Source organism: Ewingella sp. S1.OA.A_B6, from assembly GCF_049889095.1.
In the GTDB taxonomy this organism is placed as follows: domain Bacteria; phylum Pseudomonadota; class Gammaproteobacteria; order Enterobacterales; family Enterobacteriaceae; genus Ewingella.
In genome coordinates, this window is the sequence record NZ_JBLJFK010000001.1 from 174646 (window position 1) to 198412 (window position 23767).

Annotated in this window: 25 protein-coding genes; 13 read left to right on the forward strand and 12 right to left on the reverse strand. The window is 52.4% G+C overall.

Annotated features, from left to right (window positions below; translation table 11 throughout):
- Positions 1 to 6: 6 nt before the first annotated feature.
- The 4 genes from moaC (at position 7) to ACMV8I_RS00875 (ending at position 2012) form a co-directional block, all read left to right on the forward strand.
- Positions 7 to 486, forward strand: coding sequence for a cyclic pyranopterin monophosphate synthase MoaC (gene moaC / locus ACMV8I_RS00860; protein WP_498863347.1), 480 nt, complete (start codon positions 7 to 9; stop codon positions 484 to 486).
- Complete coding sequence (gene moaD / locus ACMV8I_RS00865; RefSeq protein ID WP_498863348.1) at positions 483 to 728, forward strand: molybdopterin synthase sulfur carrier subunit; 246 nt, start codon at positions 483 to 485, stop codon at positions 726 to 728. Before moaC ends, moaD begins: the two co-directional genes overlap by 4 nt.
- 1 nt (position 729) lies before the next feature.
- Entirely contained in the window at positions 730 to 1182 is a 453-nt protein-coding gene (gene moaE, locus ACMV8I_RS00870; RefSeq protein ID WP_498863349.1) for a molybdopterin synthase catalytic subunit MoaE, read from the forward strand.
- A gap of 119 nt (positions 1183 to 1301) precedes the next feature.
- On the forward strand, positions 1302 to 2012 hold the full coding sequence (locus ACMV8I_RS00875) for a Bax inhibitor-1/YccA family protein (RefSeq protein WP_498863350.1): 711 nt from the start codon (positions 1302 to 1304) through the stop codon (positions 2010 to 2012).
- Positions 2013 to 2778: 766 nt separating this feature from the next.
- Here ACMV8I_RS00875 and ACMV8I_RS00880 read toward each other — a convergent pair.
- A complete protein-coding gene (locus ACMV8I_RS00880; protein ID WP_498863351.1) occupies positions 2779 to 3981 on the reverse strand; it encodes a multidrug efflux MFS transporter in 1203 nt (400 codons plus the stop codon).
- 391 nt (positions 3982 to 4372) lie between these two features.
- On the opposite strand from ACMV8I_RS00880, the gene rhlE reads away from it, so the two are divergent.
- A complete protein-coding gene (gene rhlE / locus ACMV8I_RS00885; RefSeq protein ID WP_498863352.1) occupies positions 4373 to 5779 on the forward strand; it encodes an ATP-dependent RNA helicase RhlE in 1407 nt (468 codons plus the stop codon).
- A 63-nt stretch (positions 5780 to 5842) separates the two neighbouring features.
- Here rhlE and ACMV8I_RS00890 read toward each other — a convergent pair whose 3' ends face one another.
- The gene (locus ACMV8I_RS00890) at positions 5843 to 6508 is read right to left on the reverse strand and encodes a helix-turn-helix transcriptional regulator (RefSeq protein ID WP_498863353.1); all 666 of its coding nucleotides are present in this window, start codon (positions 6506 to 6508) and stop codon (positions 5843 to 5845) included.
- A gap of 124 nt (positions 6509 to 6632) precedes the next feature.
- Here ACMV8I_RS00890 and ACMV8I_RS00895 point away from each other — a divergent pair, with 124 nt between their 5' ends.
- The 4 genes from ACMV8I_RS00895 to pbpG all read left to right on the forward strand — a co-directional run bounded on the left by ACMV8I_RS00895 (position 6633) and on the right by pbpG (position 10777).
- The gene (locus tag ACMV8I_RS00895) at positions 6633 to 8066 is read left to right on the forward strand and encodes an MFS transporter (RefSeq protein WP_498863354.1); all 1434 of its coding nucleotides are present in this window, start codon (positions 6633 to 6635) and stop codon (positions 8064 to 8066) included.
- Positions 8067 to 8171: 105 nt separating this feature from the next.
- Positions 8172 to 9101 carry a tRNA dihydrouridine(16) synthase DusC gene (dusC, locus tag ACMV8I_RS00900; RefSeq protein ID WP_498863355.1) on the forward strand — a complete coding sequence of 310 codons (930 nt, stop codon included), beginning with the start codon at positions 8172 to 8174 and terminating at the stop codon, positions 9099 to 9101.
- A 68-nt stretch (positions 9102 to 9169) separates the two neighbouring features.
- On the forward strand, positions 9170 to 9601 hold the full coding sequence (locus tag ACMV8I_RS00905) for a VOC family protein (RefSeq protein WP_498863356.1): 432 nt from the start codon (positions 9170 to 9172) through the stop codon (positions 9599 to 9601).
- A 234-nt stretch (positions 9602 to 9835) separates the two neighbouring features.
- Complete coding sequence (gene pbpG / locus ACMV8I_RS00910; protein WP_498863357.1) at positions 9836 to 10777, forward strand: D-alanyl-D-alanine endopeptidase; 942 nt, start codon at positions 9836 to 9838, stop codon at positions 10775 to 10777.
- A gap of 325 nt (positions 10778 to 11102) precedes the next feature.
- Here pbpG and ACMV8I_RS00915 read toward each other — a convergent pair whose 3' ends face one another.
- Entirely contained in the window at positions 11103 to 11612 is a 510-nt protein-coding gene (locus ACMV8I_RS00915) for a GNAT family N-acetyltransferase (protein ID WP_498863358.1), read from the reverse strand.
- Between the two features lie 63 nt (positions 11613 to 11675).
- On the opposite strand from ACMV8I_RS00915, the gene ACMV8I_RS00920 reads away from it, so the two are divergent.
- The gene (locus ACMV8I_RS00920; RefSeq protein WP_498863359.1) at positions 11676 to 12254 is read left to right on the forward strand and encodes a helix-turn-helix domain-containing protein; all 579 of its coding nucleotides are present in this window, start codon (positions 11676 to 11678) and stop codon (positions 12252 to 12254) included.
- Positions 12255 to 12471: 217 nt separating this feature from the next.
- Here ACMV8I_RS00920 and ACMV8I_RS00925 read toward each other — a convergent pair whose 3' ends face one another.
- On the reverse strand, positions 12472 to 12660 hold the full coding sequence (locus ACMV8I_RS00925; RefSeq protein WP_498863360.1) for a YjfB family protein: 189 nt from the start codon (positions 12658 to 12660) through the stop codon (positions 12472 to 12474).
- A 377-nt stretch (positions 12661 to 13037) separates the two neighbouring features.
- Here ACMV8I_RS00925 and ACMV8I_RS00930 point away from each other — a divergent pair, with 377 nt between their 5' ends.
- Positions 13038 to 13577, forward strand: coding sequence for a DUF2058 domain-containing protein (locus tag ACMV8I_RS00930; protein ID WP_498863361.1), 540 nt, complete (start codon positions 13038 to 13040; stop codon positions 13575 to 13577).
- Positions 13578 to 13586: 9 nt separating this feature from the next.
- Here the strand turns inward: ACMV8I_RS00930 and ACMV8I_RS00935 are convergent, their stop codons facing one another.
- The 4 genes from ACMV8I_RS00935 to ACMV8I_RS00950 form a co-directional block, all read right to left on the reverse strand.
- Positions 13587 to 14285, reverse strand: a complete 699-nt coding sequence (locus ACMV8I_RS00935) for an RluA family pseudouridine synthase (protein WP_498864681.1) — start codon at positions 14283 to 14285, stop codon at positions 13587 to 13589.
- A gap of 29 nt (positions 14286 to 14314) precedes the next feature.
- A complete protein-coding gene (gene yajD, locus ACMV8I_RS00940) occupies positions 14315 to 14662 on the reverse strand; it encodes an HNH nuclease YajD (protein ID WP_498863362.1) in 348 nt (115 codons plus the stop codon).
- A 281-nt stretch (positions 14663 to 14943) separates the two neighbouring features.
- Positions 14944 to 15027 (reverse strand): small membrane protein YohP, encoded by an 84-nt coding sequence (locus tag ACMV8I_RS00945; RefSeq protein WP_085982494.1) that lies wholly within the window; start codon positions 15025 to 15027, stop codon positions 14944 to 14946.
- A 92-nt stretch (positions 15028 to 15119) separates the two neighbouring features.
- Positions 15120 to 15779 (reverse strand): aspartate/glutamate racemase family protein, encoded by a 660-nt coding sequence (locus ACMV8I_RS00950; protein ID WP_498863363.1) that lies wholly within the window; start codon positions 15777 to 15779, stop codon positions 15120 to 15122.
- Positions 15780 to 16108: 329 nt separating this feature from the next.
- Between ACMV8I_RS00950 and ACMV8I_RS00955 the strand changes: the two genes are divergently transcribed.
- Positions 16109 to 16699: a Yip1 family protein gene (locus tag ACMV8I_RS00955; RefSeq protein ID WP_498863364.1), complete on the forward strand. Its 591-nt coding sequence runs from the start codon at positions 16109 to 16111 to the stop codon at positions 16697 to 16699.
- Positions 16700 to 16753: 54 nt separating this feature from the next.
- Here ACMV8I_RS00955 and ACMV8I_RS00960 read toward each other — a convergent pair whose 3' ends face one another.
- The 4 genes from ACMV8I_RS00960 to rhaS form a co-directional block, all read right to left on the reverse strand.
- A complete protein-coding gene (locus tag ACMV8I_RS00960) occupies positions 16754 to 17734 on the reverse strand; it encodes an ABC transporter permease (RefSeq protein WP_498864682.1) in 981 nt (326 codons plus the stop codon).
- Between the two features lie 32 nt (positions 17735 to 17766).
- The gene (locus ACMV8I_RS00965; protein WP_498863365.1) at positions 17767 to 18780 is read right to left on the reverse strand and encodes an ABC transporter permease; all 1014 of its coding nucleotides are present in this window, start codon (positions 18778 to 18780) and stop codon (positions 17767 to 17769) included.
- Positions 18777 to 20288: a sugar ABC transporter ATP-binding protein gene (locus tag ACMV8I_RS00970; RefSeq protein ID WP_498863366.1), complete on the reverse strand. Its 1512-nt coding sequence runs from the start codon at positions 20286 to 20288 to the stop codon at positions 18777 to 18779. Before ACMV8I_RS00970 ends, ACMV8I_RS00965 begins: the two co-directional genes overlap by 4 nt.
- Positions 20289 to 20350: 62 nt before the next feature.
- The gene (gene rhaS / locus ACMV8I_RS00975) at positions 20351 to 21343 is read right to left on the reverse strand and encodes a rhamnose ABC transporter substrate-binding protein (RefSeq protein ID WP_498863367.1); all 993 of its coding nucleotides are present in this window, start codon (positions 21341 to 21343) and stop codon (positions 20351 to 20353) included.
- Between the two features lie 660 nt (positions 21344 to 22003).
- Between rhaS and aldA the strand changes: the two genes are divergently transcribed.
- Entirely contained in the window at positions 22004 to 23443 is a 1440-nt protein-coding gene (aldA, locus tag ACMV8I_RS00980) for an aldehyde dehydrogenase (RefSeq protein WP_498863368.1), read from the forward strand.
- Positions 23444 to 23767: the final 324 nt, after the last annotated feature.

Below are 23767 nucleotides of genomic sequence, written 5' to 3' on the forward strand. Positions count from 1 at the left end.
CCTGCTATGTCTACTTTTACTCATATTAATGCTTCCGGTGATGCCCATATGGTGGACGTCTCCGGCAAAGCTGAAACCGTGCGCGAAGCTCGCGCTGAAGCCTTTGTCACCATGGCGGCGGCGACGCTGGCGATGATCGTCAACGGCAACCATCACAAAGGTGACGTGTTCGCTACTGCACGTATCGCCGGTATTCAGGCAGCGAAAAAGACCTGGGATCTGATCCCGCTGTGCCATCCGCTGCTGCTGACCAAAGTGGAGGTCAATCTGCAGGCCGAGCCGGAACATAACCGCGTGCGTATTGAATCACGCTGCCGTCTAAGCGGTAAAACCGGTGTCGAGATGGAAGCGCTGACTGCGGCGTCAGTTGCCGCGCTGACTATTTATGACATGTGCAAAGCCGTACAAAAAGACATGCTAATAGGTCCTATCCGCTTGCTGGAAAAATCAGGTGGCAAATCCGGCGACTTTAAGGCTGTCTCATGATAGAGATTTTATTCTTTGCGCAGGTGCGTGAACTGATTGGGGTGAACTCACTGCAACTGTCCGCTGAATTCAGCACGGTGGAAGCGTTACGTCAGGCGCTGTGCGCACGCGGTGACCGCTGGGCGCTGGCCCTGGAGTCGGGGAAATTGCTGGTGGCGGTCAATCAAACGCTGGTCGACACTGCTCACGTGCTGAAAGCTGGCGATGAAGTGGCTTTCTTCCCGCCGGTGACCGGAGGCTGATATGGATATGACTAAAATTGTGGTCAATGCCGCGCCGTTTAAGGTCGGCGACGAATACCAATGGCTGGCGCAGTCTGACGCCGATGGCGCTGTGGTGACATTCACCGGCAAAGTACGCAATCATAACCTCGGTGATAATGTCAGCGCTTTGACGCTTGAACACTATCCCGGCATGACCGAAAAAGCACTGGCGGAGATTGTGGCTGAGGCCCGTCAACGTTGGCCGTTACAGCGGGTCTCGGTGTATCACCGTATCGGCGCGATGTATCCTGGCGATGAAATTGTGTTTGTCGGCGTCACCAGCGCACACCGTGGCATGGCGTTTGATGCCACCGAATTCATCATGGATCACCTGAAAACCCGTGCGCCTTTCTGGAAGCGCGAAGCGACGGATCAGGGCGAACGCTGGGTCGATGCCCGCCACAGCGACCAGGACGCGGTAAATCGTTGGTAAACTGCAACTAAAGCTTACGCTTAGCAACCGCGCAATCTGCCGGATTTATGATAATGTTATTCAACAGGCGGCCTGTTTTTAGGGCCTAATTTTTGTCCTCCATGCAAGAGGTAATCATCATGGATCGATATCCACGCAGTAATGGCTCGATTGTTGAACGTGCTAACACCGGCATTCAGGCTTATATGGCGCAGGTCTATGGTTGGATGACCTGTGGCTTGTTACTCACCGCTTTCGTTGCCTGGTATGCTTCGCGATCCCCTGCGATCCTCGGCTTCATCTTCTCCAGCCAGATCACGTTCTTTGGTTTGATTATTGCGCAGTTGGCGCTGGTATTTGTGATTTCCGGTATGGTTAACCGCCTGAGCGGTACTGTCGCCACTGGGCTGTTTATGTTGTATTCGGCTCTGACGGGGTTGACGCTTTCCAGCATTTTCATTGTCTATACCGGCTCATCTATCGCCAGTACCTTCGTGGTTGCCGGTGGGATGTTTGGTGCAATGAGTGTTTACGGTTACACCACTAAGCGCGATCTCAGCCGTATGGGCAGCCTGTTGTTCATGGCGCTGATCGGTATTGTGCTGGCTTCCTTGGTTAACATCTGGCTTAAAAGCTCGGCGCTGATGTGGGCTGTGACCTACATTGGTGTGGTGGTCTTCGTCGGTCTGACTGCCTATGACACCCAGAAGCTGAAAAACATGGGTGAGCAGTTGTCGGTCAATGACAAAGACAACTTCCGTAAATACTCGATTGTTGGTGCACTGACGTTATATTTAGACTTCATCAACCTGTTCCTGATGCTTTTACGCATCTTTGGCAACCGCCGTTAAGGTTTTTGATTGCATAGGTGAGGGGCGCTGAAAAGTGTCCCTTTCTTTTTGGGTGGCAGCCCAGTACTGCTTTTGAATTCAGCTTCAACTTCAGCTTCAAGGTCGTGGGCGTCGGCCCACACACGATGCGTTCGGATTACGATCCGAATTGGTTTTTCAATTCAATTTCAACGTCAAGGTCGTGGGCTCGCCGCCCACACTGGCCCAAAGGAGGTTTAAACGAACCTCCTTTGGAATCCTGCGTTTTTTGCTGCTGTAACACCGCAGCTGCGCGAGTCACAATGGCCGTGTTTCAGGCATTTCCGTTATAGCCGCAAAATGTCGCCGCTTAGGCGGTGCCTTCGTTCGCTGCGGGTTACAACCCGCGTAAAAAGACTCGCGGTTTTTCACCTCTTGCTCAGCGCCATTTTTGAATGCGGCTCATACTTTTTTAAAACCAATACCAGTCTGGTTTTGAATGTGAATTTGGGTTTGGGTTTAGAATTTTGAAGAAGCTTAGGCCGCATTCAAAATGTCACCGGCAAGTCGGTGGCGAGACAACGTCTCTTCCGTTGCCTCAAACCCGCAGCCCGGAGGGCTGACATTTTGCGGCTATCGCTGTGGCATCTGAAACACGGCCATTATGACCCGCGAAGCTGCTGTTTTAAAAAAGCTCGGATTCCAAGGGCCCGAGCGCCTGCGGGCCTTTGGTCGGTGTGGGCCGACGCCCACGACCTTGAAATTGACCTTGAAATTGACCTTGAAATTGAACTTAAGAAATTTGAAATTAAAACCGCGACTGGCGTGTCGGCACACGCCGGAAACTCCACCATACCTGGGCGGTATTAAACAACACCAGAACTGCGGTCACGAGGAATACCCAGCGAAAGCCCATCATGGCGGAGATGCTGGAGCCTAGCAGCGGGCCGATCACATTTCCCATATACATAAATGACTGGTTGTAACCGAAGATGCGTCCAGTCGTCTGGTCACTGCTGTATTTCACCAGCAGCGCCTGAACGGCAGGCATAAGCGCGCCGTCGCCGAATCCGAGCATAAACCGCAAAATACCGAGCTGAGTCGCGGAGCTGATGGTGGCCATCAGGCAGAACAGCACAAAACAAAATATCAGCGCAGCGATGAGGATCCGATGCGCGCCGATTCGGTCACCGAGCTTGCCAAGTTTTGGTGCTGACATCAGTGCCGACACGCCGGGCACGGCAGCGATAACTCCGCTGATAAAGGCAATATTGCTGGTGTCTGGTGACAGTTCGCGAATAAACAGCGTGAGGATCGGGCTTATCGACCCGTTCGCCAGCTGAATCATCATGGTGGTGACGAACAGGCTAAGGATCAGCCACGGATAGGGCAGGGCAGTGAACACGGCTTTACCGCTGAGGCGGTTGGCCTTGGTGATCGGCACCACTCGCTCTTTAATCAGGAAGAAGGTGATCAGAAAGCTGATAAACAGCATGCCGCTGGTAACGAAAAATACCGTGCGCAGCCCGAGATGGTCGGCCATAAAACCGCCCAGCAATGGGCCTATGATCACCCCGGAAACCTGCCCGGTCGAGAGTGTGCCCAACGCCCAGCCGCTTTTATTACGCGGCACCTGCGATGCAACCAGCGCCATGGCATTGGGAATATAGCCTGATGTTAGCCCCATCAGGGTGCGCAGGATGAACAACTGCCAGACATTGGTGGCAAACCCCTGCAACATCATAACAATCGCCATACCGAGCGCGGCGCGCAGCAGCATCAGCTTACGCCCTTTGCGATCAGCAAGGCTGCCCCATAAGGGCGCGACCACTGCTGACACCAGAAACGAACCGCTGAATACCAGACCTGACCACAAACTGAGTGAGGCGTGGGAAGTGACGCCGAGTTGTTCGATATAAAGAGGCAGGAAGGGTAGGATTTCGCTCATTGCCATGCCGGTGAAAAAACAGCCCAGCCAGACGGAGATTAGATTGAGTTTCCAGGTTTCCATGGTGCTGAGGGATTGCCTTAATAAAAGAGTATTAACTTTGGCAAGCATAGCAAGCCAGATGACGCAAGGGACGGCAAAAAGTGGTAAGTGAAGTTCACTGTGGTAATTTGCTATCCTGAATCAGCCATTTTGGCTATCACGGTATAAAATGCCGTAGCTATTGAAAAAACAATAGTTAATGCCTTATACCCTCGCGGCAAACTCCCTGTTACGCCTCCATTTTTATATAATTTCACGCAGCGGTCAGTCTTGTGTTAAAATCGCTGGAACTGGCGCACTGCAGTTTGTGCCGAATCCTCGTGGTAATGCCTCATTTGCCTCGTCTGATCATCCACTCTTGAAACTGCACCGAACCCCGTTCGGGTTAGAGTGGACTGGAGCTTTTCCTTATATGTCATTTGATTCTCTCGGCTTAAGTGCCGAAATTTTGCGTGCTGTTGAAGAACAGGGCTATCGTGTACCTACGCCTATTCAGAGCCAGGCTATCCCTGTTGTTCTGCAAGGCCGTGACCTGATGGCAAGTGCGCAAACCGGTACCGGTAAAACCGCTGGTTTTACATTGCCACTGCTAAACATGCTCAGCCATTCCAACGCGCAATTCAAAGGACGTCGCCCTGTTCGTGCGCTGATCCTGACCCCGACGCGTGAACTGGCGGCGCAGATTGGCGAAAACGTCGCGTCTTACAGCAAATACCTGACCCTGCGTTCTTTGGTCGTATTTGGCGGCGTAAGCATTAACCCGCAGATGATGAAACTACGCGCAGGCGTAGATGTGCTGATCGCGACCCCTGGTCGTCTTCTGGACTTAGAACATCAGAACGCGGTGGATTTATCCAAAGTTGAAATTCTGGTGCTGGACGAAGCTGATCGCATGCTGGATATGGGCTTCATCCACGACATCCGTCGCGTTCTGGCTAAACTGCCAGCTAAGCGCCAGAACCTGTTGTTCTCTGCTACCTTCTCCGATGAGATCAAAGGTCTGGCCAGCAAGTTGCTGACTAACCCGGCTTCCGTCGAAGTGGCGCGTCGTAATACCGCGTCAGAGCAGATCGAACAAAGCGTGCATTTTGTTGATAAAAAACGCAAAAGAGAACTGCTGTCTCAGATGATTGGCGAAGGCGACTGGAGACAGGTGCTGGTATTTACCCGTACTAAACACGGCGCAAACCATCTGGCAGAGCAGCTGAATAAGGATGGCATCACCGCCTCCGCGATTCACGGTAACAAAAGTCAGGGCGCACGTACCCGTGCACTGGCCGACTTCAAAGACGGCGGCGTTCGCGTGCTGGTTGCAACCGACATCGCGGCCCGTGGTCTGGATATCGATCAGTTGCCACACGTAGTGAACTACGAGTTGCCGAACGTGCCTGAAGATTACGTTCACCGTATCGGCCGTACTGGCCGTGCAGAATCAACCGGTGAAGCGATCTCACTGGTCTGCGTTGATGAACACAAATTGCTGCGTGATATTGAGCGTTTGCTCAAGCGTGAAGTTCCACGTATCGCGCTGGAAGGCTACGAGCCGGATCCAACCATTAGAGCTGAGCCGATCATCAATGGTCGTCAGGGCAGTGGTGGCGGCGGTCGTGGTGCTCCGCGTCAGGGTGGAGGTCAGCGCTCTGGTTCAGGTGCTCCTCGCTCAAGCGCACCGCGCTCAGCAGGCAGTGGCCAACGCAGCGGCAACGGCGGTGGGGAAAACCGTGGTTCAGGCGAAGGCCGTCCGGCTGCTCGTCCTGCCCGCGCAGCCAATGCCGGTCAGCGTCGTTCAGGTCCTCCGGCTGGCGGCCGCAAGCCGTAAGCTTTGACCTGAATGAAAAAACCGCCTCAGCGTTTGCTGCAGGCGGTTTTTTTTGGCTGTTATTTATAACCAGATACGGTAAGCGCAGCGGCGTGCGCCTTGCAGAATATGCTCGGTACGTTCGACGTTGGCCTCAAGCGTGGCGCTGAACACCTCTCGCTCTGCACGACAAAATCCCTGGCAGGTGGCCGCTGCAGCGCAAATTGGGCAGTGGTTTTCGATCAGCAGAAAGCTGCCATCCTCTTCCTGTTGCCAGTCCGCCATATAGCCTTCGCGGGTGCGGATTGCCGTCAGCCGCCTCAAGCGTTCCTCCAGCGTCGTTGCACCGGCCATCGCCTGCTGATAGGCGTTACGGGTCTGTTCTTCGCGGCCGGAGATCAGTTTATCCAGCGCCTTCTCACCTAATGATGAGCGGATCAGCGTGAGCAGCTGTACGGTCAGGTCAGCGTGGGCATCTGGAAAACGAGCGTGGCCGCTGGCGGTGAGTTGCCAGAACTGTGCCGGACGGCCAACGCCCTGTGAAACTGACTTCGCCTCAACCAGTCCCTCTTTTGCCAGCTTGACGAACTGCTGGCGCGCTGCTTCACCGGTGGTGCCGAGAATGTTACCGGCGTCACTGGTCTGTAATTCTCCCCGTGTTTTGAGCAGCAGCAGCAGGCGCTCTGCTACGCTTTGTTTCATCACATTTTGATGCATGTCACCTGAATTTTCCAAGTCATCACTTGACATATTGTCTCCTCAGGTTCTAGATTACGGTATGAATTAGTATTCCAAGATATTTCTTGTTTAATGTTAGCACATTCACGACGCACCACAACCAGGTCCGTGATCAAACAATAGTAAGGGACGATACATGACAGAGAATCAGAGCGGCTGGAGCGGATTATTCAGCGCAGAGAACCGGGGCAGTGCGGTTGCACTCAGCGCTGGCGTCGCGCTGTATGCGACCAACAGCTATATCGTGATCACTATCTTGCCCTCGGTCGTGCAGGATATTGGCGGTCTAACGTGGTATGCCTGGAACATGACGCTGTTTGTGGTCAGTTCGATCCTCGGTGCTGCTTTGTCGGCACGCCTGATGCGTGAAGCCGGGCCACGCGGTAGCTATCTGACTGCGACCGGTATCTTTATGATCGGTTCGGCACTGTGCGCCGTGGCACCCAGCATGCAGATTCTACTGTTGGGACGAGCGATTCAGGGGTTAGGCGGGGGATTCCTGTTTGCACTCTCCTACGCCATGATCAATCTGGTGTTTAAAGAGTCGCTGTGGCCGCGTGCCATGGCGCTGATCTCTGCCATGTGGGGTATCGCGACGTTAGTTGGTCCGGCGATTGGTGGCATCTTTGCTGAACTGCATGCCTGGCGTTACGCCTTCGGACTACTGGTGCCGGTGACCTTGCTATTCGGCGTATTGGTTTGGCGCACTTTACCGGCGCAGCAAGTGAAACCGCAGGCGGCAGAACCGCTCCCGTTCATTCAACTGGCTCTGCTGACCGGATCTGTGCTGGTGGTGTCGGCCGGGAGTTTATCAGCCCACGGCTGGGTGAATCTCGGCGGTATTGTGGTGGCTATTCTGATGATGCTGCTGCTGCGTCAGCGGGAATTCACGGCTAAGGTTCGCCTGCTGCCGCGCAATTCGTTATCACTCTCCTCACCGCTGTGCTGGTTGTACATGACGATGGCACTGCTGATGATCGGCCTTGGGTGTGAAATCTACGTACCTTATATGTTGCAACACCTGCACGGGCAGACACCGCTCGCTGCAGGCTACATTACCGCAGCCGCAGCCGCCGGCTGGACGCTGAGTGAAATGACCAGCGCGGGCTGGACGGGTCGCCGTGTCAATCAGTCGATCGTCTCCGGCCCGGCCATTCTGGCGGCAGGACTGCTACTCTTACTGGCGTCGGTTCCGGTGGTTTTCGGCCCGCCGTGGTTCAATCTGAGTGGCATCATATTGGGTCTGACACTGGCCGGCTTCGGCATCGGCCTTGGCTGGCCTCATCTGCTGACCCGCGTATTACAGCAGGCCGACGCCCAAGAGAAAGAGACCGCCGGTGCCTCTATTACGCTGGTGCAATCTTTCGCCGCTGCGCTGGGGGCCGCACTGGCCGGAACCATCGCTAACCTTGCCGGTGTTAACAGCGCTCAGCCTGATGCTGCCAGTAATGCTGCGTTCTGGCTGTTCTTGTTCTTCATCATCCCGTCCGGGCTGGGCGTTTTCACCGCCTGGCGTTCGGTGAAAAAACGCCGTATTTCTCATCCTGAAGTTCTTGTATACCCAAAATAATTTGAATTACAGCCAATGTAGCAGCGGCTTGAAGTATGGAGGGCATATTGCTATAGCAGGGCGTTCACCCGTATTATTGCCCGTCATTTTTTAAGGGTGAACGTCATGCGTGTATTACTGGCTCCGATGGAAGGCGTACTGGATCCTTTGGTCAGAGAACTTCTGACCGAAGTGAATGATTACGACTTATGCATCACCGAGTTTTTGCGCGTGGTCGACATGCTGCTTCCCGCCAAATCCTTCTATCGTCGCTGTCCTGAATTACTTAACCATAGCCGCACGCCTTCCGGCACCCGGGTTCGCATCCAGTTATTGGGGCAATATCCGCAATGGCTGGCAGAAAATGCCGCGCTGGCAGTGAAACTCGGCTCGTACGGCGTTGATCTTAACTGCGGTTGCCCGTCGAATACGGTGAACGGCAGCGGTGGTGGCGCGACATTGCTAAAAGATCCCGAGCTGATTTATCAGGGTGCCAAAGCCATGCGTGAGGCGGTTCCTGCTGAGTTGCCGGTCACGGTGAAAGTCCGTCTCGGCTGGGATTCTCTGGCGCAGAGCTTTGAAATTGCCGATGCGGTACAGCAGGCCGGTGCGACAGAATTAACCGTGCATGGACGTACTAAGGAAGACGGTTATAAAGCCGAACGTATTAACTGGCAGGCAATAGCGGACATCCGCCAACGGCTGACTATTCCGGTGATCGCTAACGGTGAGATTTGGAACTACGCCAGTGCGCAGGCGTGTATGAAAGTGACGGGGTGTGACTCGGTGATGATCGGCCGCGGCGCATTGAATATTCCGAACCTCAGCCGCGTGGTGAAATACAACGAACCCCGGATGCCGTGGGCTGATGTGATGATCCTGCTACAAAAATATACGCATCTGGAAAAGCAGGGTGACACCGGTTTGTACCATGTCGCACGCATCAAACAGTGGCTGGGATATTTGCGCAAAGAGTACGAAGAAGCGACAGAAATGTTCAATGAAGTACGCGCGTTGAAAACATCGAAAACTATCTCAGAACGTATTAACCGCTGACCGTTTTCCCTGGCTTCTCCGCGCGCGCGTGCTTGATGAAAATTAAATCAACACAACGGAGAAATATCATGGATAACAAAGACATTGGCTTAACTCACGTCGCATTTACCGTAAAAAACCTCGATGTCAGTGTCGCTTTCTATCAAAAATACGCTGATATGAAAGTGATCCATCACCGCAAACTGGCGGACACTGGCGACGTTAATGCCGTGGCCTGGCTCTCTGATCTGACCCGTAATTTCGCCATCGTGCTGGTCCAATCCACCACCCTGCAAGACACACCGTTGGGGCCTTTTGGCCACTTAGGTGTTGCTTGCGGGTCAAAGGCCATTATGGATTCGCGCCTCGATGCCGCGCGGGCTGACGGGATCTTGCGGAAAGAACCGGTGGATTCCGGTGCGCCTGTCGGTTACTGGGCTTATCTCTCGGACCCCGACGGCAACACGCTTGAGCTTTCGTTTGGGCAGGCGATTGGTTATCAGGTTGAGGTAAGTGAATAGATTTTTCAACACCATCCTGGAAAGACGTTGCGCAATATCCGCAGCGGCTTTTCCTTCATACTGAGACCCCCTCGCAAGCGTTCACTTACTCGCCAGCCCATGCTCTTAGGGCATTTGTGACAGACTTTGTGACAAATGCCTGCATAAAATCCGGGTGTCATCTTGCTTCACCTCCCTTATAATCCCCGGCAGTTCCGGTGAGTTAATGATGACAACCTTTTTAAATACAGAGCAATGCATGTGAAAATCCGTCTTTTGATTCTGAGCCTGTTGGCCATAAACGCAGGCATGCTGTCTGCCTCTTCTGTCATGGCTGGCGAAAAACATGCGTCGGTTGACGCACCTATGGTGCAAATTGCTTCCGGCAGTGCCATGGTGGTTGATCTTAAAACCCACGAAGTGATTTATTCCCGAAATCCCGATCAGGTGCGGCCGATTGCCTCACTGACTAAACTGATGACCGCGATGGTCACGCTGGATGCCAAACTGCCGCTGGATGAAGTGATTTCGGTTGATATTCATAACACCGGCGAAATGCGTGGCGTCTTTTCCCGCGTCAAAGTAAACAGTGAAATTACCCGTCGTCAGATGATACAGCTGGCTCTGATGTCATCTGAAAACCGCGCTGCTGCCAGCCTGGCTGCGCATTATCCCGGTGGTTATGAGGCCTTTATCCGCGCAATGAACGCCAAGGCCAAACAGCTGGGTATGACCAATACCCGCTATGCCGAGCCAACCGGACTGTCGCCACGCAACGTTTCTACGGCGCGTGATCTCACCCGCCTGCTGTTGGCTTCGCAAAAATATCCGCTGATTGGTGAACTGAGCACCACCGCAGAAAAAACGGCGGTCTTCAGCCATCCGGCCTATGCGTTGCCTTTCCGTAATACCAACCATTTAATCATGAACCCGAGCTGGAAAATTCAGCTGACCAAAACCGGGTATACCGATGATGCAGGCCACTGCCTTGCGATGCGTGCCACCATCAACGGCAAACCGGTGACACTGGTAGTGATGGATGCCTTTGGTAAATTTACCGCGTTCGCGGACGCCAACCGGCTGCGTACCTGGATGGAAACCGGTAAATCGGTTCCTGTGCCGCAAATCGCCAAAACCTACCGTAAGAGCAAGGATCAGCATCGTACTCAGCCTGATATCGAGCAGGCCGACGATTAATCTGTACTGACTGATACCCGACCTGACCGTTTCGGAAGACACGTTTTGAGCAAATCCGACAGACCAATCAGTGCCAACAATGGACATGACAAATATCGCAGAAGGTTAATTTAAGCGGAGCATGTAACTGGAGCAACATGCCCCTTTCACAACGCGATGCACCACAGAGCCGACTTCGCGGCGAAGACCGCAAGAATAATTCAATAAGCAGGCATATTTCATCGGATTTCCCATTACCGGCACTTTCCTGAGATGTGGTCAGCTTGAGATTCTGAAGATAGTGCCATCAGTCTGATGTTCGGGAGTACATCTTCATCAACGCGTTTTAGGGTGATTTCCGCTCGTCCAGACACAGTTGCATAAAGGTCAGATCAAGCCAGCGGCCAAACTTGGTTCCGACTTCTGACATCCGGCCAGCCTCAGAGAACCCCAGTTTTTTATGCAGTGCGATTGATACTGCGTTTTCGGATTCAATACCTGCCACCATGACGTGTTTCTCCTGTGCTGCAGCAAGTCGGATAAGCTCCCGCATCAGTGCAGCGCCTGCACCATTACCTCGTGAATTTTTATGAACGTAAACGGAGTGTTCTATGGTATGACGGTATCCGTCCCAGGTGCGCCAGTCACCGTAAGAGGCATATCCCAGCACGGCGTCTTTTTCATCTGTCGCCACGATGACAGGGAAGCCTGCATCTTGGCGGTCTCTCATCCACGTTATGCGGTTGAATACATCAACCATTTTGTCATTCCAGATAGCCGTCGTGTTAAGCACGGCATCATTATAGATTTCCGCAATGGTCTTAGCATCGCTTTCTGTAGCACTACGTATATGCATGGTAGACACCCCTTCGAATAGTCACTAAAGTAGACAAAATGTTTACTATTGTAGTTATCCATTATGTTAGATGAAATGTCTACTAAAGAAGATGGTCTGAATGCCCGAATAGGTCAGAAAGTAAAGGCGGAAAGGGAAAAACGCGGTTGGTCACTGACAGTGTTAGCCGAAAACTCGGGTGTCTCACGGGCAATGATCCACAAAATTGAACGGGGAAAGAGCAGCCCGACCGCCATCCTTCTGGCCCGATTATCAGGCTCATTTGATATGACGATGTCACAACTCCTTGCCCAGACTGAGGTGCGAACGGGTCAGCTCGTCAGACATGAACATCAGGCTGTTTGGCAGGATCCAGAAACCGGCTATCTCCGTCGCCACATTTCACCGGGGCAGATGCCTGTAGACCTGATCAGCATCGAGCTTCCTGCTAACACTGCGGTGCCCATGCCTGCTATCGCATATCTTTCCAGACGCCAGCTTATATGGGTACTTGAAGGCAGGCTGACTTTTGAAGAAGGGAACAGCACATTTGACATGCTTGCTGGCGATTGCCTGGAACTTGGCGATCCTGCTGATTGTGTCTTCAGGAATGTCACTGATAAAGTATGTCGATACGCCGTAATCGTACTCAGGTCTGCCTGAGAATATCCCGTACACAGAAGTGGTTAGCCTTTAAATACGCGCTTTCAATGCGTTGCGATTGTGATCTGCTTCTCATTAATTAACACATAGATATATTAGTACTGTCTGATTCTCGCTCATCGCTGACCGGAGCTGTTACTCCAACGGATTAGTGCCATGAGCGAAGACTGCTAAGATCACGGCGTGTTCACCACTGGAGAGTAGGTCAAACTTCCGTTCATGCGGTGGTATTGATATTCCGTCCGATCGCCGGGTTAGCGGGCAACTGTGGGATTGATTCGAGGAGACTGGATGCCGTTGATTGTTGGTTATCCAGTGTCTTTTTTAGTAGGAGGGTGTTCACCTTACTGCTGAGATCCTGACTATCAAGGCTGGTAGCCAGTGACGTAATTTGCGATACATCCATTTTGTTCTCCTGCTCAATACAATAAAAAAATAATTAGTCATAGCTTGGAAAGATGCTTTAGATTGTTATCGGCATTTTCGGGAATACCTTTAGACGTCATTGTTGCCATCTTCGCTATGTCGCTCGTAACTAACCTTAGTATCCACGACTTGCGACCGCATCATCAGTGAACGGAATAAATTGAGTAATTAGTCAGCCTTGTGCCAGTAGCAGGCATTATTAACTGAGCGTTTGTCTAAACCTGAGAGCAGGTGATGCCAGCCTCTGATCAACCCCTCCAAATTTAAGACACACAGTGATCAGGTCCTGCAACCTGGTACAGCCTCAAGAATTACAGGTATAATCCCAGAAATTATTCAACGGGCTTAGAAACGAAGATGACAAAACTCACCTTACAAGAGCAGATGCTCAAAGCGGGATTAGTGAGCAGTACAAAAATGGCCAAAGTCCAAAGAACGGCTAAAAAATCACGCGCTCAATCTCGTGAGGCAAGGGAGGCGGTGGAAGAAAATAAAAAAGTACAACTTGAGCGCGATAAGCAGCTGAGCGAACAACAAAAACAAGCGGCTTTATCTAAAGAATATAAAGCTCAGGTGAAGAACCTTATTGAAATGAACAGAATCGTTATTTCAAAAGGCGATATTGATTTTAACTTCACCGATAATAATTTAATTAAAAGAGTCGTGGTGGATAAGAGCACTCAAGCTCAACTGATTAGTGGTCGTCTCGCCATTGCTCGTTTGGTTGTTGGTAGCAGTGCCGAAAGCCAATACGCTATTATTCCCGCGAGCGTAGCCGATAAAATTGCGCAGCGAGATGCGAACAGTATTGTATTAAACAGTGCGCTTAGTCAGGAAGAGCAGGATGAAGAAGATCCGTATGCCGATTTTAAAGTGCCTGATGATTTGATGTGGTAATTAACGTGTTCAGAAAGGGCTGGCACTGCGGGTTTTGATCCATTCTTCGCTGATGGGATGAACAAAATGCAGTTCACTGGCGTGCAGCATCAGCCGCGGTGTCTGCTCGGTACCTGGCAGCAGGAGACCGCCATACAGGTCACAGCCCAAAATAGGGTGTCCCAAATGCTGACAGTGGATGCGGAGCTGATGAGTGCGCCCGGTTTCCGGGGTTAGCTGTACCCGCGTCAATGGCAGCAACGTCCCGTCTTCCAACTCATGATAAAAGCGCTCAACGACCCGATAGCCGGAGCGAGCGGGTTTGCCGTGGATTGCGCAAATCGACATCAGTGGGAACAGTGCCGGATCTTTGGCTATCGCTGCGTCTATCACCCCTTCGTTGTGCTCAAGATGTCCGCAGAGCAGTGCGCTATACACTTTGGTCACTGCGCGCTGGCTGAACTGTTGGCAGAGAGCGGCATTGATAGCCTTATTGCGGGCAATCACCATCAGACCGGACGTACCGAAATCAAGGCGGTGGACCAGGGTGCAGCCGGGAAATATCTGTACCAGCCGATGATGCACTGAATCGAGATTTTGCGGATTTTTCCCCGAGAGACTGAGCAGCCCGGTGGGTTTATTGATAAGCACCAGATGATCGTCCTGATAGATATTCTCGATCTCGTCATGGCACGGCGGCGCAATAAAGGTATCGATAATCTTAGACAGTTTTGTGCCAGAAGCGGACATTTCTAACATTATTTCTTCTTATTAAGTATCGACTTTAAATCGGCAAACGGATTATAGGTTGCTGCTGCAACATCTTTTTGCGCGTCTTCCCCCGCCACAACGTTGGTGCCGTACAGGTCAGCTTCAGTGTACTTCGAGTGTTCGTGGTCATGGCAAAACAGACACAACATCTCCCAGTTACTGCCATCTTCCGGGTTATTGGTGTGGTCGTGATCGATATGGTGAACCGTTAATTCGCGTAGATTTGAATAAACAAACTCCCGCGTGCAGCGTCCACATACCCACGGATAGATTTTTAGTGCTTTCTCACGGTAGCCGCTTTCCAGCCGCGCGTAGTTTTTTGGGATCAGAGCCATTGCCGATTTTGCCTGTTATAAAGAGATAATTTTACGATTGTGCTGCCAATATATCCCATAATGGAACAGAAGGAGAGATGAAAGTGGAATAGGATGTTGATTTTTAATGGTAAATCCTACAGGGATGAACCCGTGACCTGCGGTTTAGCCGTCTCCTATAAATACCCTGTAATTCAGAAACTTATCACATCATTACTGCGCATTAGCGTAAAAAACCGCCGGCAGCTAACGCTGGGGCGGTTTTTTTATCAGCTAAATCTCATGTAGGGCAGAACAGCCGGTTAGAAGATCAGTTTGAATACGCCGGTCAGTGTCAGTAAGCCGACGATAAAAATAATGGCGATGACCCACAATATAATTTTCATGCTCTATCCCTCAAGAGTGTGTTGTCGATGATGATCATCTGTAAGCCGATGATATCCTTCGCTCAGTATAGGCAAGATTGTAGATTTTGCGTTTAGCCTTCCTCAAATTGTCTTTTCCGCAGATGTTCAATGGCCACACGCAACCCGCAGCGCGGGCTGGTGAGCGGCACACCAAATTGCGTTAATTCGGCTGCACCTGACATTGAAGCCTGCGCCAGCGCTACCCGGTCGACACCTTGCTGGAATGCGCGGTCAGCGGCGGCGGCAACGTTCTGCAAATATCCGGCGATATCCCCGGCAATAAATTTTTCCCATGCCCCTTCAACCAGACTGAATTCCACTTGCGCCTGCGGATGATGGCTAACCTGTTCAAACAGTTTTTGCGTCGGTTCCAGCGTGGTGTTCACTGCATAAAGCACCTGTGTTTTACCGGCACGAGACATCGCCTGCGTGGCCAGAGCCTGATCAACACGCCATACCGGCACCGAAGCCTGGGCGCTGGCGACAGCGGCGGCCGGTCCCAGGGTTGAACAGGTCAGTAATACGAGATCGGCCGTTTGTGCCAGCCCCAGCAGCGCTGCAACGGTTTGCTGCTCAATGTCGGCAGTCAGTCCACCGGCATGAGCGGCCGCAAGCAGCAGATCGGGGCGCAAGTGATGAGACAGCCGGTCAGGTGTCAGGCCCAGTTGGTCGGCCATGGCATTAAAAATCGCGATATTGCTGTCGGCAGTATGTAAACAGGCTATATGCAAAGTGGCTCCGAAGGTGATAGGGCGATAATCACAGCTTATATAATGTTCAGCATTATAGGCACAGGGTGGGGTAAATCATTCAAGAAATGAAGGCAAAGAGAACAAACAGGATTGCTCTCACAGGATGGGTGCTAACCGCGGTGAAGTTATTTTTGTGGCTGAGGGATAAATGTTGCAGTTTTGATCATAAATAAGCACATCGCCGGTTGCAGACTATAATTAATTCAGGCCGCCACCTTCTTTGCCCCTCGACACTTGCTGTCCCTGGCATCCCGGAAGGACATTTCACCCGCGCCGCTGGCGGCTTTCGGCGTTCATGGGGGTGTACTATGGTCAATCATGTCTGGGGACTGATGTCCCATCCTGGTTCTGAACTGCAACGGATCCAACGCGAGCAGGAAACCGTCTCACATCTTTATTATCATCACGTGTTATTACTGGCACTGATCCCGGTGGTGTGCTCTTTCATCGGTACTACCCAGCTGGGATGGAATTTTGGTGATGGTCAGAACCTGCTGGTCTCCCTGTTCAGCGCCGCCTACATTGCCGTAATTTTTTACGCTATGATGCTGGGCGCCGTGGCGCTGATGGGACGGGTCATTTACTGGATGGCGCGCCGTTACGACAGCCGCCCGACGCTCAATAGCTGCATCGTGTTCGCCGGATATGTGGCGACCCCGATGTTTCTGAGCGGCATCGTCGCGCTCTATCCGATGGTCTGGCTGTGTCTGTTTGTCGGGTTAATCGGCCTGTGCTACAGCGGTTATCTGCTGTATCTCGGCATTCCTAACTTTCTCAATATTGACCCGCGCGAAGGTTTTCTGTTCTCGAGTTCAACCCTGGCGATGGGTGTTCTGGTGTTGGAGTTGCTGCTGGCTCTGACCGTGTTGATGTGGGGCTACGGAACGAAACTATTCTGATGCACTTCTGATTCAATTCCCCCGCCTGCGGGCGGGGATCTCATTTTCGCTGATCTATTTTCCTCGAGCCAAAACCCTCCGGTACAGTATTGGCAGTGAAATCACCACGATCAGCATAGCGCCAACAATTACCGACATCACGATGCCCGGCACGTTGAGCAGACTGAGGCCGAAGGTCAGCAGGCCCATCAGAAACGCCGCGATAATAACGCCGGTCATGCTGCCAGAACCGCCGAGCACGCTGACGCCGCCCAGCACGGCCATGGTGATCACGCTTAGCTCCCAGCCGAGTGCCAGCGTCGGACGCGTACTGCCCAGACGCGAGGTCAGCAGCACGCCCGCCAGACCGGACATCACGCCGACCAGCACGAATAGCGTCAAGTTGTGACGTTTGACGTTGATGCCCGAATACCACGCGGCGACCGGATTATTGCCGATGGCGTAAGTGCGGCGACCAAAGTTGGTTTTGTGCAGCAAGAAATAAAATACCGCGCCGAGTACCAGGAACAGCGCGAATTCAAACGACAGCGGGCCCCACACATATCCTTGTCCGAACCAGGCGAAACTGGACGGATATTGGTTCAGCGATTTATCGCCCAGTAGCACATAGGTCATGCCACGAAACAGGCTCATGGTGCCGATAGTAATGACGATGGAAGAAAGATTCAGACGCGTAACCAGCAGCCCGTTTACCAGCCCGCACAGCAACCCGACGCTCAGCCCAACGCCGACCAGCGCCGGCGTCGGCAAGCCAGCCTGTGCGCAGAAGCCCATGAACGTCGAACTCAGCGCCATTGTAGACGCAACTGACAAATCGATTTCACGGGCGATAATCAGCATGGCCATTGGCAATACGATGATGGCTTTCTCGGTGAAGTTGAACGTCGCGTCCGACAGATTCCAGATATTCAGGAAGTACGGCGAGGCGAAGGCGCTTATCACAAATACCAGCAGCGTCACGACCAGCAAAAATCCTTCCCAGCACATCAGGCGGCGCAACAAGGGCGTGACTGTCATTGGCTCGCTTTTCTGCATTGCAGTACGCGACGTTGACGTTAAGGTCTTATTCATGGTCTTGCCCCGTTTTCAGGTCGCACAAGATGGACGGAAAGAGAGCGGCGTAAAATCAGCCGTCCTTTGCGTTTATTGGCACGTTCGTTGAGGATCACCGCAATCACGATCACGCCGCCGGAAATGGCCATCTGCCAGAACGGCGACACTTCGATCACCGGCAGTGCATTATTGATGACACCCAGGAACAGCGCACCGAGCAGACAGCCGACGACTGAACCGATGCCGCCCATAGTGCTGATCCCGCCGATGACGCATGCTGCGATAATCTGCAATTCAAAGCCGTTGGCGACGTCTACGTAGGCCACGGCGAAGCGCGAAATCCACAGATAACCGCAGAAACCAGCCAGCGCGCCGGAGAGACCGAAGCTGACGAACTGCATTTTGCCGGCGTTGATACCGGTGTAGTACGCCGCCGTTGCGTTGCCGCCTGCGGTATAGAAGGCACGTCCGGTGCGACTGTAGCGCAGGAAATAAGCCACCAGAGTCAGGGCGGCAATAGCGCACCAGCCGAGCAGCGGCAGGCCGATAAAGGTTGCACGCGGCAGGCTGAGAAAGTCCGGGCTCATCTGATGAGCATTGATCCAGCCGCCATTGGAGAGCAGAAAAATAATGCCGCGATAAATGCTCATGGTGCCAAGCGTGACGACAATCGGTGGGATGCCGACTTTCCACACCAGCAGTCCGTTAATCGCGCCCATCATCAGCCCGAGCAGTGTCGCCAGCAATACCAGCGACCACACCGGGATATCAGGGTGATGGAAATTGATCAGTGCAACGATCATGCCGGTCAGTGCCAGATTGGCAGCCATCGACAAATCAATCCCTTTGGTCAGCAACACCATCATCTGACCCAGCGCCAGGATGATCAGAATCGAGGTGTCGTTAAACATCTCCAGCAGATTACCGATACCGACAAACTCTGGCGCGCGCGCGCTGACGCCCAGCACCATCAGAATAATCACTACCGCCAGCAACAGCTCGCGGCGCTTCAGCAGGTTCTTGATCATGCTGCCTCCCCGCATACACCGCTGGCGGCGCTGACAATCATTTCTGCGCTGGCGTCACCTGCGTTGAACTCCGCCACCATCAGGCCTTCATGCATCACGATGATCCGGTCAGCCATGCCCATCACTTCCGGCAACTCGGACGACACCATAATCACCGCCAGCCCGCGCCCGACCAGTTCGGACATAAACTGATGCACTGCCGCTTTTGAGCCAATATCGATACCTTTGGTTGGCTCGTCGAGAATGATAATGTCCGGTTTGGTCGCCAGCCATTTGGCGATCACCACTTTCTGTTGATTGCCGCCCGAGAGCGTCCCGACTGTCTGTTTCCAGCTTGAGGCTTTCACCTGCAACCGTTTGGCGTAGTCATCGGCCAGCGCCCACTCTTTTTTGTCGTTCAGTACGCCGCGCGGATTGAGCTGGCTGAGCTGCGGCAGGCTGATATTCTGGCTGATCGACAAATCAATAATGGCACCTTGTTTCTGCCGCTCTTCCGGCACGTACACAATCCCGGCACGTATCGCCTGCGAAGGTCGCGAGAAATGTTGTTCTTTGCCGTTAATCAATACTTTGCCGCCGCTGGGCTGCGTGACGCCAAACAGTGCCTGCATCAGTTCGGTACGGCCTGCGCCAACCAGCCCGTAGAAGCCGAGGATCTCGCCTTTGCGCAGCGAGAAATTAATGCCCGCGAATTCGGTTGGGTGGCTGAGGTTCTGTACCTGCAACAGGATTTCGCCCGGTTCACCGCTCACTTTCGGATATGCCTGACTGACTTCACGACCGACCATCATAGTGACCATTTGCTGCTCGCTGATGTCGCTGATTTTGCCGGAGCTGACATAACTGCCGTCACGCAGCACGGTGTAGTAATCGGAAATGGCGAAAATCTCGTCAAACTTATGTGAAATAAACAGGATGGCTTTGCCCTCAACTTTCAGGCGTTCGACGATCTGATAAAACTCACTGATTTCATGCTGAGACAGCGCAGCGGTAGGCTCGTCGAGGATAACGACCTGCGCATTGAACGACAGCGCGCGGGCAATCGCCACCATATGACGCTGCGCAATACTCAGCTCTTTGAGCGTGGCATGGGGATCAATATTGACTTCCAGACGGGTCAGAATGTCGCGCGCCTGTTGATGCATCGCCGGCCAGTTCAGGCGTTTAAACATGCCGCTGTACACGTAGTGGCCGACAAAAATATTCTCGGTAACAGAAAGTTCGTCAAACAGCACGGTTTCCTGATGAATCGCGGTGATGCCGACCTTATGCGCCGATTCAGGATTGGGCAGTTTGATCGGGATGGATTTATAGTGCAGTTCGCCTTCTTCCGGCTGATAAATACCGGTCATGACTTTCACCAGCGTTGATTTACCCGCGCCGTTTTCGCCAATCAGGGCAGTGACTTTTCCCGGATACAAATCCACATGCACGTTATTCAACGCCCTGATGCCCGGAAAGACTTTGCTGATGCCCTTTAAGGACAAAAGCGGAGTGGTATCTGACATAACGCTTCTCTCCGTAATGACCAGAGACGGCCGAGCGGAAGCCCGTTTAGCCGCATTCAGGATCAGAATATTTTAGAGAATTTATCGATGTTACTGGCATCGTAAATAAAGGGTTCAGCCATCGCGCCGCTGCCATCAGCATCGAGCTTCACTTTGCCTAACCGGCCCATACTGGCTTCGGTTTTGGTTGCCGTGCCTTTGACCAAATCGTAGGCCAGATAGGTAGCGGCATAGCCGAGATCAATCGGGTTCCAGATGGCAAAACTTTTGGTCGCGCCGGATTTTACCGCGCCCGCCATTTCAGACGGCAGACCCAGACCGGTCACGTAAACTTTGCCGATTTTACCCTGATCTTTCACCGCCTGCGCCGCCGCCACGATACCGACCGACGACGGGGAAATAATCACTTTCAGATTTGGATAAGATTTCAGCAGTCCGACAGTTTCACGGTAGCTTTTATCTGATAAATCATCACCATAAGCCACCGTCACCAGATTCACAGAAGGGTACTTTGGCAGCACCTTTTTCATCTCAGCGATCCACAGATTTTGGTTGGTCGAGGTCGGTGTGGCGCTCAGAATGGCCACGTCGCCTTTTTCGACGTTCAGGGCTTTCAGGGCATCGGCAGCCAGCTTGATATTGGTTTCGCCAATCAGCGCATTGTTAGACGGATTGAGATGGATCTGGCGGCCCGCCTGCGCCACGCCGGAATCCCATGACACCACTTTAATGCCGCGCTGCATGGCTTTTTTCAGCACCGGGACCAGCGCGTCCGGGTCATTGGCGGAGACGGCGATCGCATCCACGCCCTGTGCAATAAGACCGTTCAGCACTTCGATCTGTGCTTCGGCCGTGGTGGTGGTCGGGCCGGTGTAAATCACTTTTACATCGCCCAGCTCTTTGGCGGCCTGCTGCGCACCCACGTTGGCTGCTTCAAAGAACCCATTGCCCAGCGATTTCGCCACCAATGCAATTTTCACTTCTGCCGATGCCGCGCCCGCCAGCAGAATGCTGCTCGCCATCAGGGTAAGGCTCAGTACGTATTTTAATTTCATTCTCTGTACTCCATATGCTATTCGCAAAATCTGCAAAAAGTTTAACGACCAAAAATTGCCGACGCGCCAGGCGCATGCTCATGACTCTAGGGAGTTGCTGACAAGCTAGCCTTTCCGCGAGTGCCAGTTCTAAGTCAACAATGGCAAAGGGACAAAGATCCAAGAGAACAACCTCACAAATTGATAACAATCTTTTTTTTCGATAGGCCAAACGGGCAACAAAACGCAGGATTTTGATCAGAGAAATACGCCCTGAAATAGGGCATAAAGCCAACTATCATGCAGGATTGAGTAGGGAAGTAAGGGTTTTGTTCAAAAGCGGTTTGCCGGTCACCGTTTCAGCCAGATGACCGTATCAGTGGTAACTGAGATATTGCAATAATGTTAATGAGATGTCGGAAGTAACAATCTTACTTAGTAGCCAGTAGCCATATTTTCGCTCAGGCGATTTGGCTTATTCCCCCTCTCTATATCGCAACTTACAAAAATGTTAAGTCGGGCGGTCCGGGCATGACATTTTTGCCATTTCTCAAAATTAAATGGCAACCACGGAAAGGTAAAAGTCCGGTGGATAGAACAGGCTGCTAAGAATTCACAAAAAACACCTTTTTAATTAACAATTCATTCATCACAACCATCCGCATTTTGGAGACTTCTTACATGGGCACAGTTCAGAAACGTATGTACATCAACGGTGAGTTTGTTGAAAACACCGGTGGGAAGTGGATTGACGTTATGAATCCGGCAACAGAACAGCTAATTTCTCAGATCCCGGCAGGCTCGGTGGAAGATGCCAAAAAAGCCATTGATGCAGCCGAAGCAGCGCAGCCGGGCTGGGAAGCATTACCCGCGGTTGAACGCGGCGTGTGGCTGCATAAAATTGCCGCTGGTATTCGCGAGCGCGAAGCTGAACTGACTGACACCATCATTGCCGAAGGCGGAAAAACCTACGGACTGGCACAGACCGAGGTGTTGTTCACTGCGGATTACCTCGACTATATGGCTGAATGGGCGCGCCGTTATGAAGGTGAAATTATTCAGAGTGACCGCCCTAACGAAAATATTTTCGTGTTCCGCAAAGCCATTGGCGTCACCACCGGCATTTTACCGTGGAACTTCCCGTTCTTCCTTATTGCGCGTAAAGCCGCACCGGCGTTAATCACCGGCAACACCATTGTCATCAAACCCAGCGAAATTACGCCGAACAACGCAGTGATCTTCGCTGAAATCATTCATAAAATCGGTCTGCCAAAAGGCGTACTGAACATCGTCACCGGCTACGGTCCAACCGTCGGGCAGGAACTGGCAGGCAACCCCAAAGTCGGCATGGTCAGCCTGACCGGTAGCGTCGCTGCCGGGATTGCCACCATGACCGCTGCCGCGCAGAACGTCACCAAGGTTTCATTGGAGCTCGGGGGTAAAGCCCCGGCAATTGTGATGGACGATGCCGATTTAGATCTGGCGGTTAAAGCCATCGTCAGTTCGCGCATTATCAATACCGGTCAGGTGTGTAACTGCGCCGAACGCGTTTACGTGCAGGAAGGGGTATATGACGCGTTTATCTCGCGCATCAGTGCAGCGATGAAACAGATAACCTTCGGCAATACCGCTGAGAAAAAAGAGCTGGATATGGGGCCGCTGATCAGCGCTGCTGCCTTACAGCGGGTGGAAGACAAGGTGGAGAAAGCCATATCGCAGGGGGCGAAAGTGCTGCTGGGCGGTAAGCGTGCAAGTGGCACCGGCTTCTTCTATCCGCCGACGTTGCTGGTGGATGTGACGCAGGATATGCCGATCATGCACGAAGAAGTATTTGGTCCGGTATTGCCGGTTGCGACATTCAAAACACTGGATGAAGCCATCGCAATGGCCAACGACAGCGAATACGGCCTGACGTCTTCTATCTATACCCGGAACATCAATACCGCCATGAAAGCGCTGAAACAGCTGAAGTTCGGTGAAACCTATATCAACCGCGAAAACTTTGAGGCCATGCAGGGCTTCCACGCAGGCTGGCGAAAATCAGGCGTGGGCGGTGCTGATGGCAAACATGGTCTGCAGGAGTATCTGCAAACGCATGTGGCCTACCTTCAGTTCCACTAAGGGCACAGTCTCCTTCATCACATCTACAAAGAGAGCCGGAATAGGGTAACCTGACTCCGGCTTTCTTTCTGCACCCTACTGTCTAAAATCTGCGATTCTGACTAAACAAAAAAGTGCGGTCTGTCATGCGCAAGCGCAACGAATCCGCTTATACTCGCGCTTAAGATTAATCCGAAAAAAGAAAATCTATTTGATACAAAGCGTCATTTGATTTTGATGCACATCAGGCCTGCATCAGGCGTGTCCTAAATATTTATTGTGAGTGAGCGCGACTAAAAAATGAGCGTTATACAGAGCCTTATCAAACAAGCATTTGGAACCACT

Bases quoted from the DNA above. Each gene is read 5' to 3' on its own strand.
- ACMV8I_RS00955 (WP_498863364.1), top strand. From the start codon at position 16,109: ATGGTCAATCATGTCTGGGGACTGATGTCCCATCCTGGTTCTGAACTG.
- rhaS (WP_498863367.1), bottom strand. From the start codon at position 21,343: ATGAAATTAAAATACGTACTGAGCCTTACCCTGATGGCGAGCAGCATT.
- aldA (WP_498863368.1), top strand. From the start codon at position 22,004: ATGGGCACAGTTCAGAAACGTATGTACATCAACGGTGAGTTTGTTGAA.
- ACMV8I_RS00895 (WP_498863354.1), top strand. From the start codon at position 6,633: ATGACAGAGAATCAGAGCGGCTGGAGCGGATTATTCAGCGCAGAGAAC.
- moaC (WP_498863347.1), top strand. From the start codon at position 7: ATGTCTACTTTTACTCATATTAATGCTTCCGGTGATGCCCATATGGTG.
- ACMV8I_RS00945 (WP_085982494.1), bottom strand. From the start codon at position 15,027: ATGAAAATTATATTGTGGGTCATCGCCATTATTTTTATCGTCGGCTTA.
- yajD (WP_498863362.1), bottom strand. From the start codon at position 14,662: ATGGCTCTGATCCCAAAAAACTACGCGCGGCTGGAAAGCGGCTACCGT.
- ACMV8I_RS00925 (WP_498863360.1), bottom strand. From the start codon at position 12,660: ATGGATGTATCGCAAATTACGTCACTGGCTACCAGCCTTGATAGTCAG.
- dusC (WP_498863355.1), top strand. From the start codon at position 8,172: ATGCGTGTATTACTGGCTCCGATGGAAGGCGTACTGGATCCTTTGGTC.
- ACMV8I_RS00920 (WP_498863359.1), top strand. From the start codon at position 11,676: ATGTTAGATGAAATGTCTACTAAAGAAGATGGTCTGAATGCCCGAATA.
- ACMV8I_RS00875 (WP_498863350.1), top strand. From the start codon at position 1,302: ATGGATCGATATCCACGCAGTAATGGCTCGATTGTTGAACGTGCTAAC.
- ACMV8I_RS00960 (WP_498864682.1), bottom strand. From the start codon at position 17,734: ATGCAGAAAAGCGAGCCAATGACAGTCACGCCCTTGTTGCGCCGCCTG.
- ACMV8I_RS00890 (WP_498863353.1), bottom strand. From the start codon at position 6,508: ATGTCAAGTGATGACTTGGAAAATTCAGGTGACATGCATCAAAATGTG.
- ACMV8I_RS00905 (WP_498863356.1), top strand. From the start codon at position 9,170: ATGGATAACAAAGACATTGGCTTAACTCACGTCGCATTTACCGTAAAA.
- ACMV8I_RS00915 (WP_498863358.1), bottom strand. From the start codon at position 11,612: ATGCATATACGTAGTGCTACAGAAAGCGATGCTAAGACCATTGCGGAA.
- rhlE (WP_498863352.1), top strand. From the start codon at position 4,373: ATGTCATTTGATTCTCTCGGCTTAAGTGCCGAAATTTTGCGTGCTGTT.
- pbpG (WP_498863357.1), top strand. From the start codon at position 9,836: ATGCATGTGAAAATCCGTCTTTTGATTCTGAGCCTGTTGGCCATAAAC.
- ACMV8I_RS00880 (WP_498863351.1), bottom strand. From the start codon at position 3,981: ATGGAAACCTGGAAACTCAATCTAATCTCCGTCTGGCTGGGCTGTTTT.
- ACMV8I_RS00930 (WP_498863361.1), top strand. From the start codon at position 13,038: ATGACAAAACTCACCTTACAAGAGCAGATGCTCAAAGCGGGATTAGTG.
- ACMV8I_RS00965 (WP_498863365.1), bottom strand. From the start codon at position 18,780: ATGATCAAGAACCTGCTGAAGCGCCGCGAGCTGTTGCTGGCGGTAGTG.
- moaE (WP_498863349.1), top strand. From the start codon at position 730: ATGGATATGACTAAAATTGTGGTCAATGCCGCGCCGTTTAAGGTCGGC.
- ACMV8I_RS00970 (WP_498863366.1), bottom strand. From the start codon at position 20,288: ATGTCAGATACCACTCCGCTTTTGTCCTTAAAGGGCATCAGCAAAGTC.
- moaD (WP_498863348.1), top strand. From the start codon at position 483: ATGATAGAGATTTTATTCTTTGCGCAGGTGCGTGAACTGATTGGGGTG.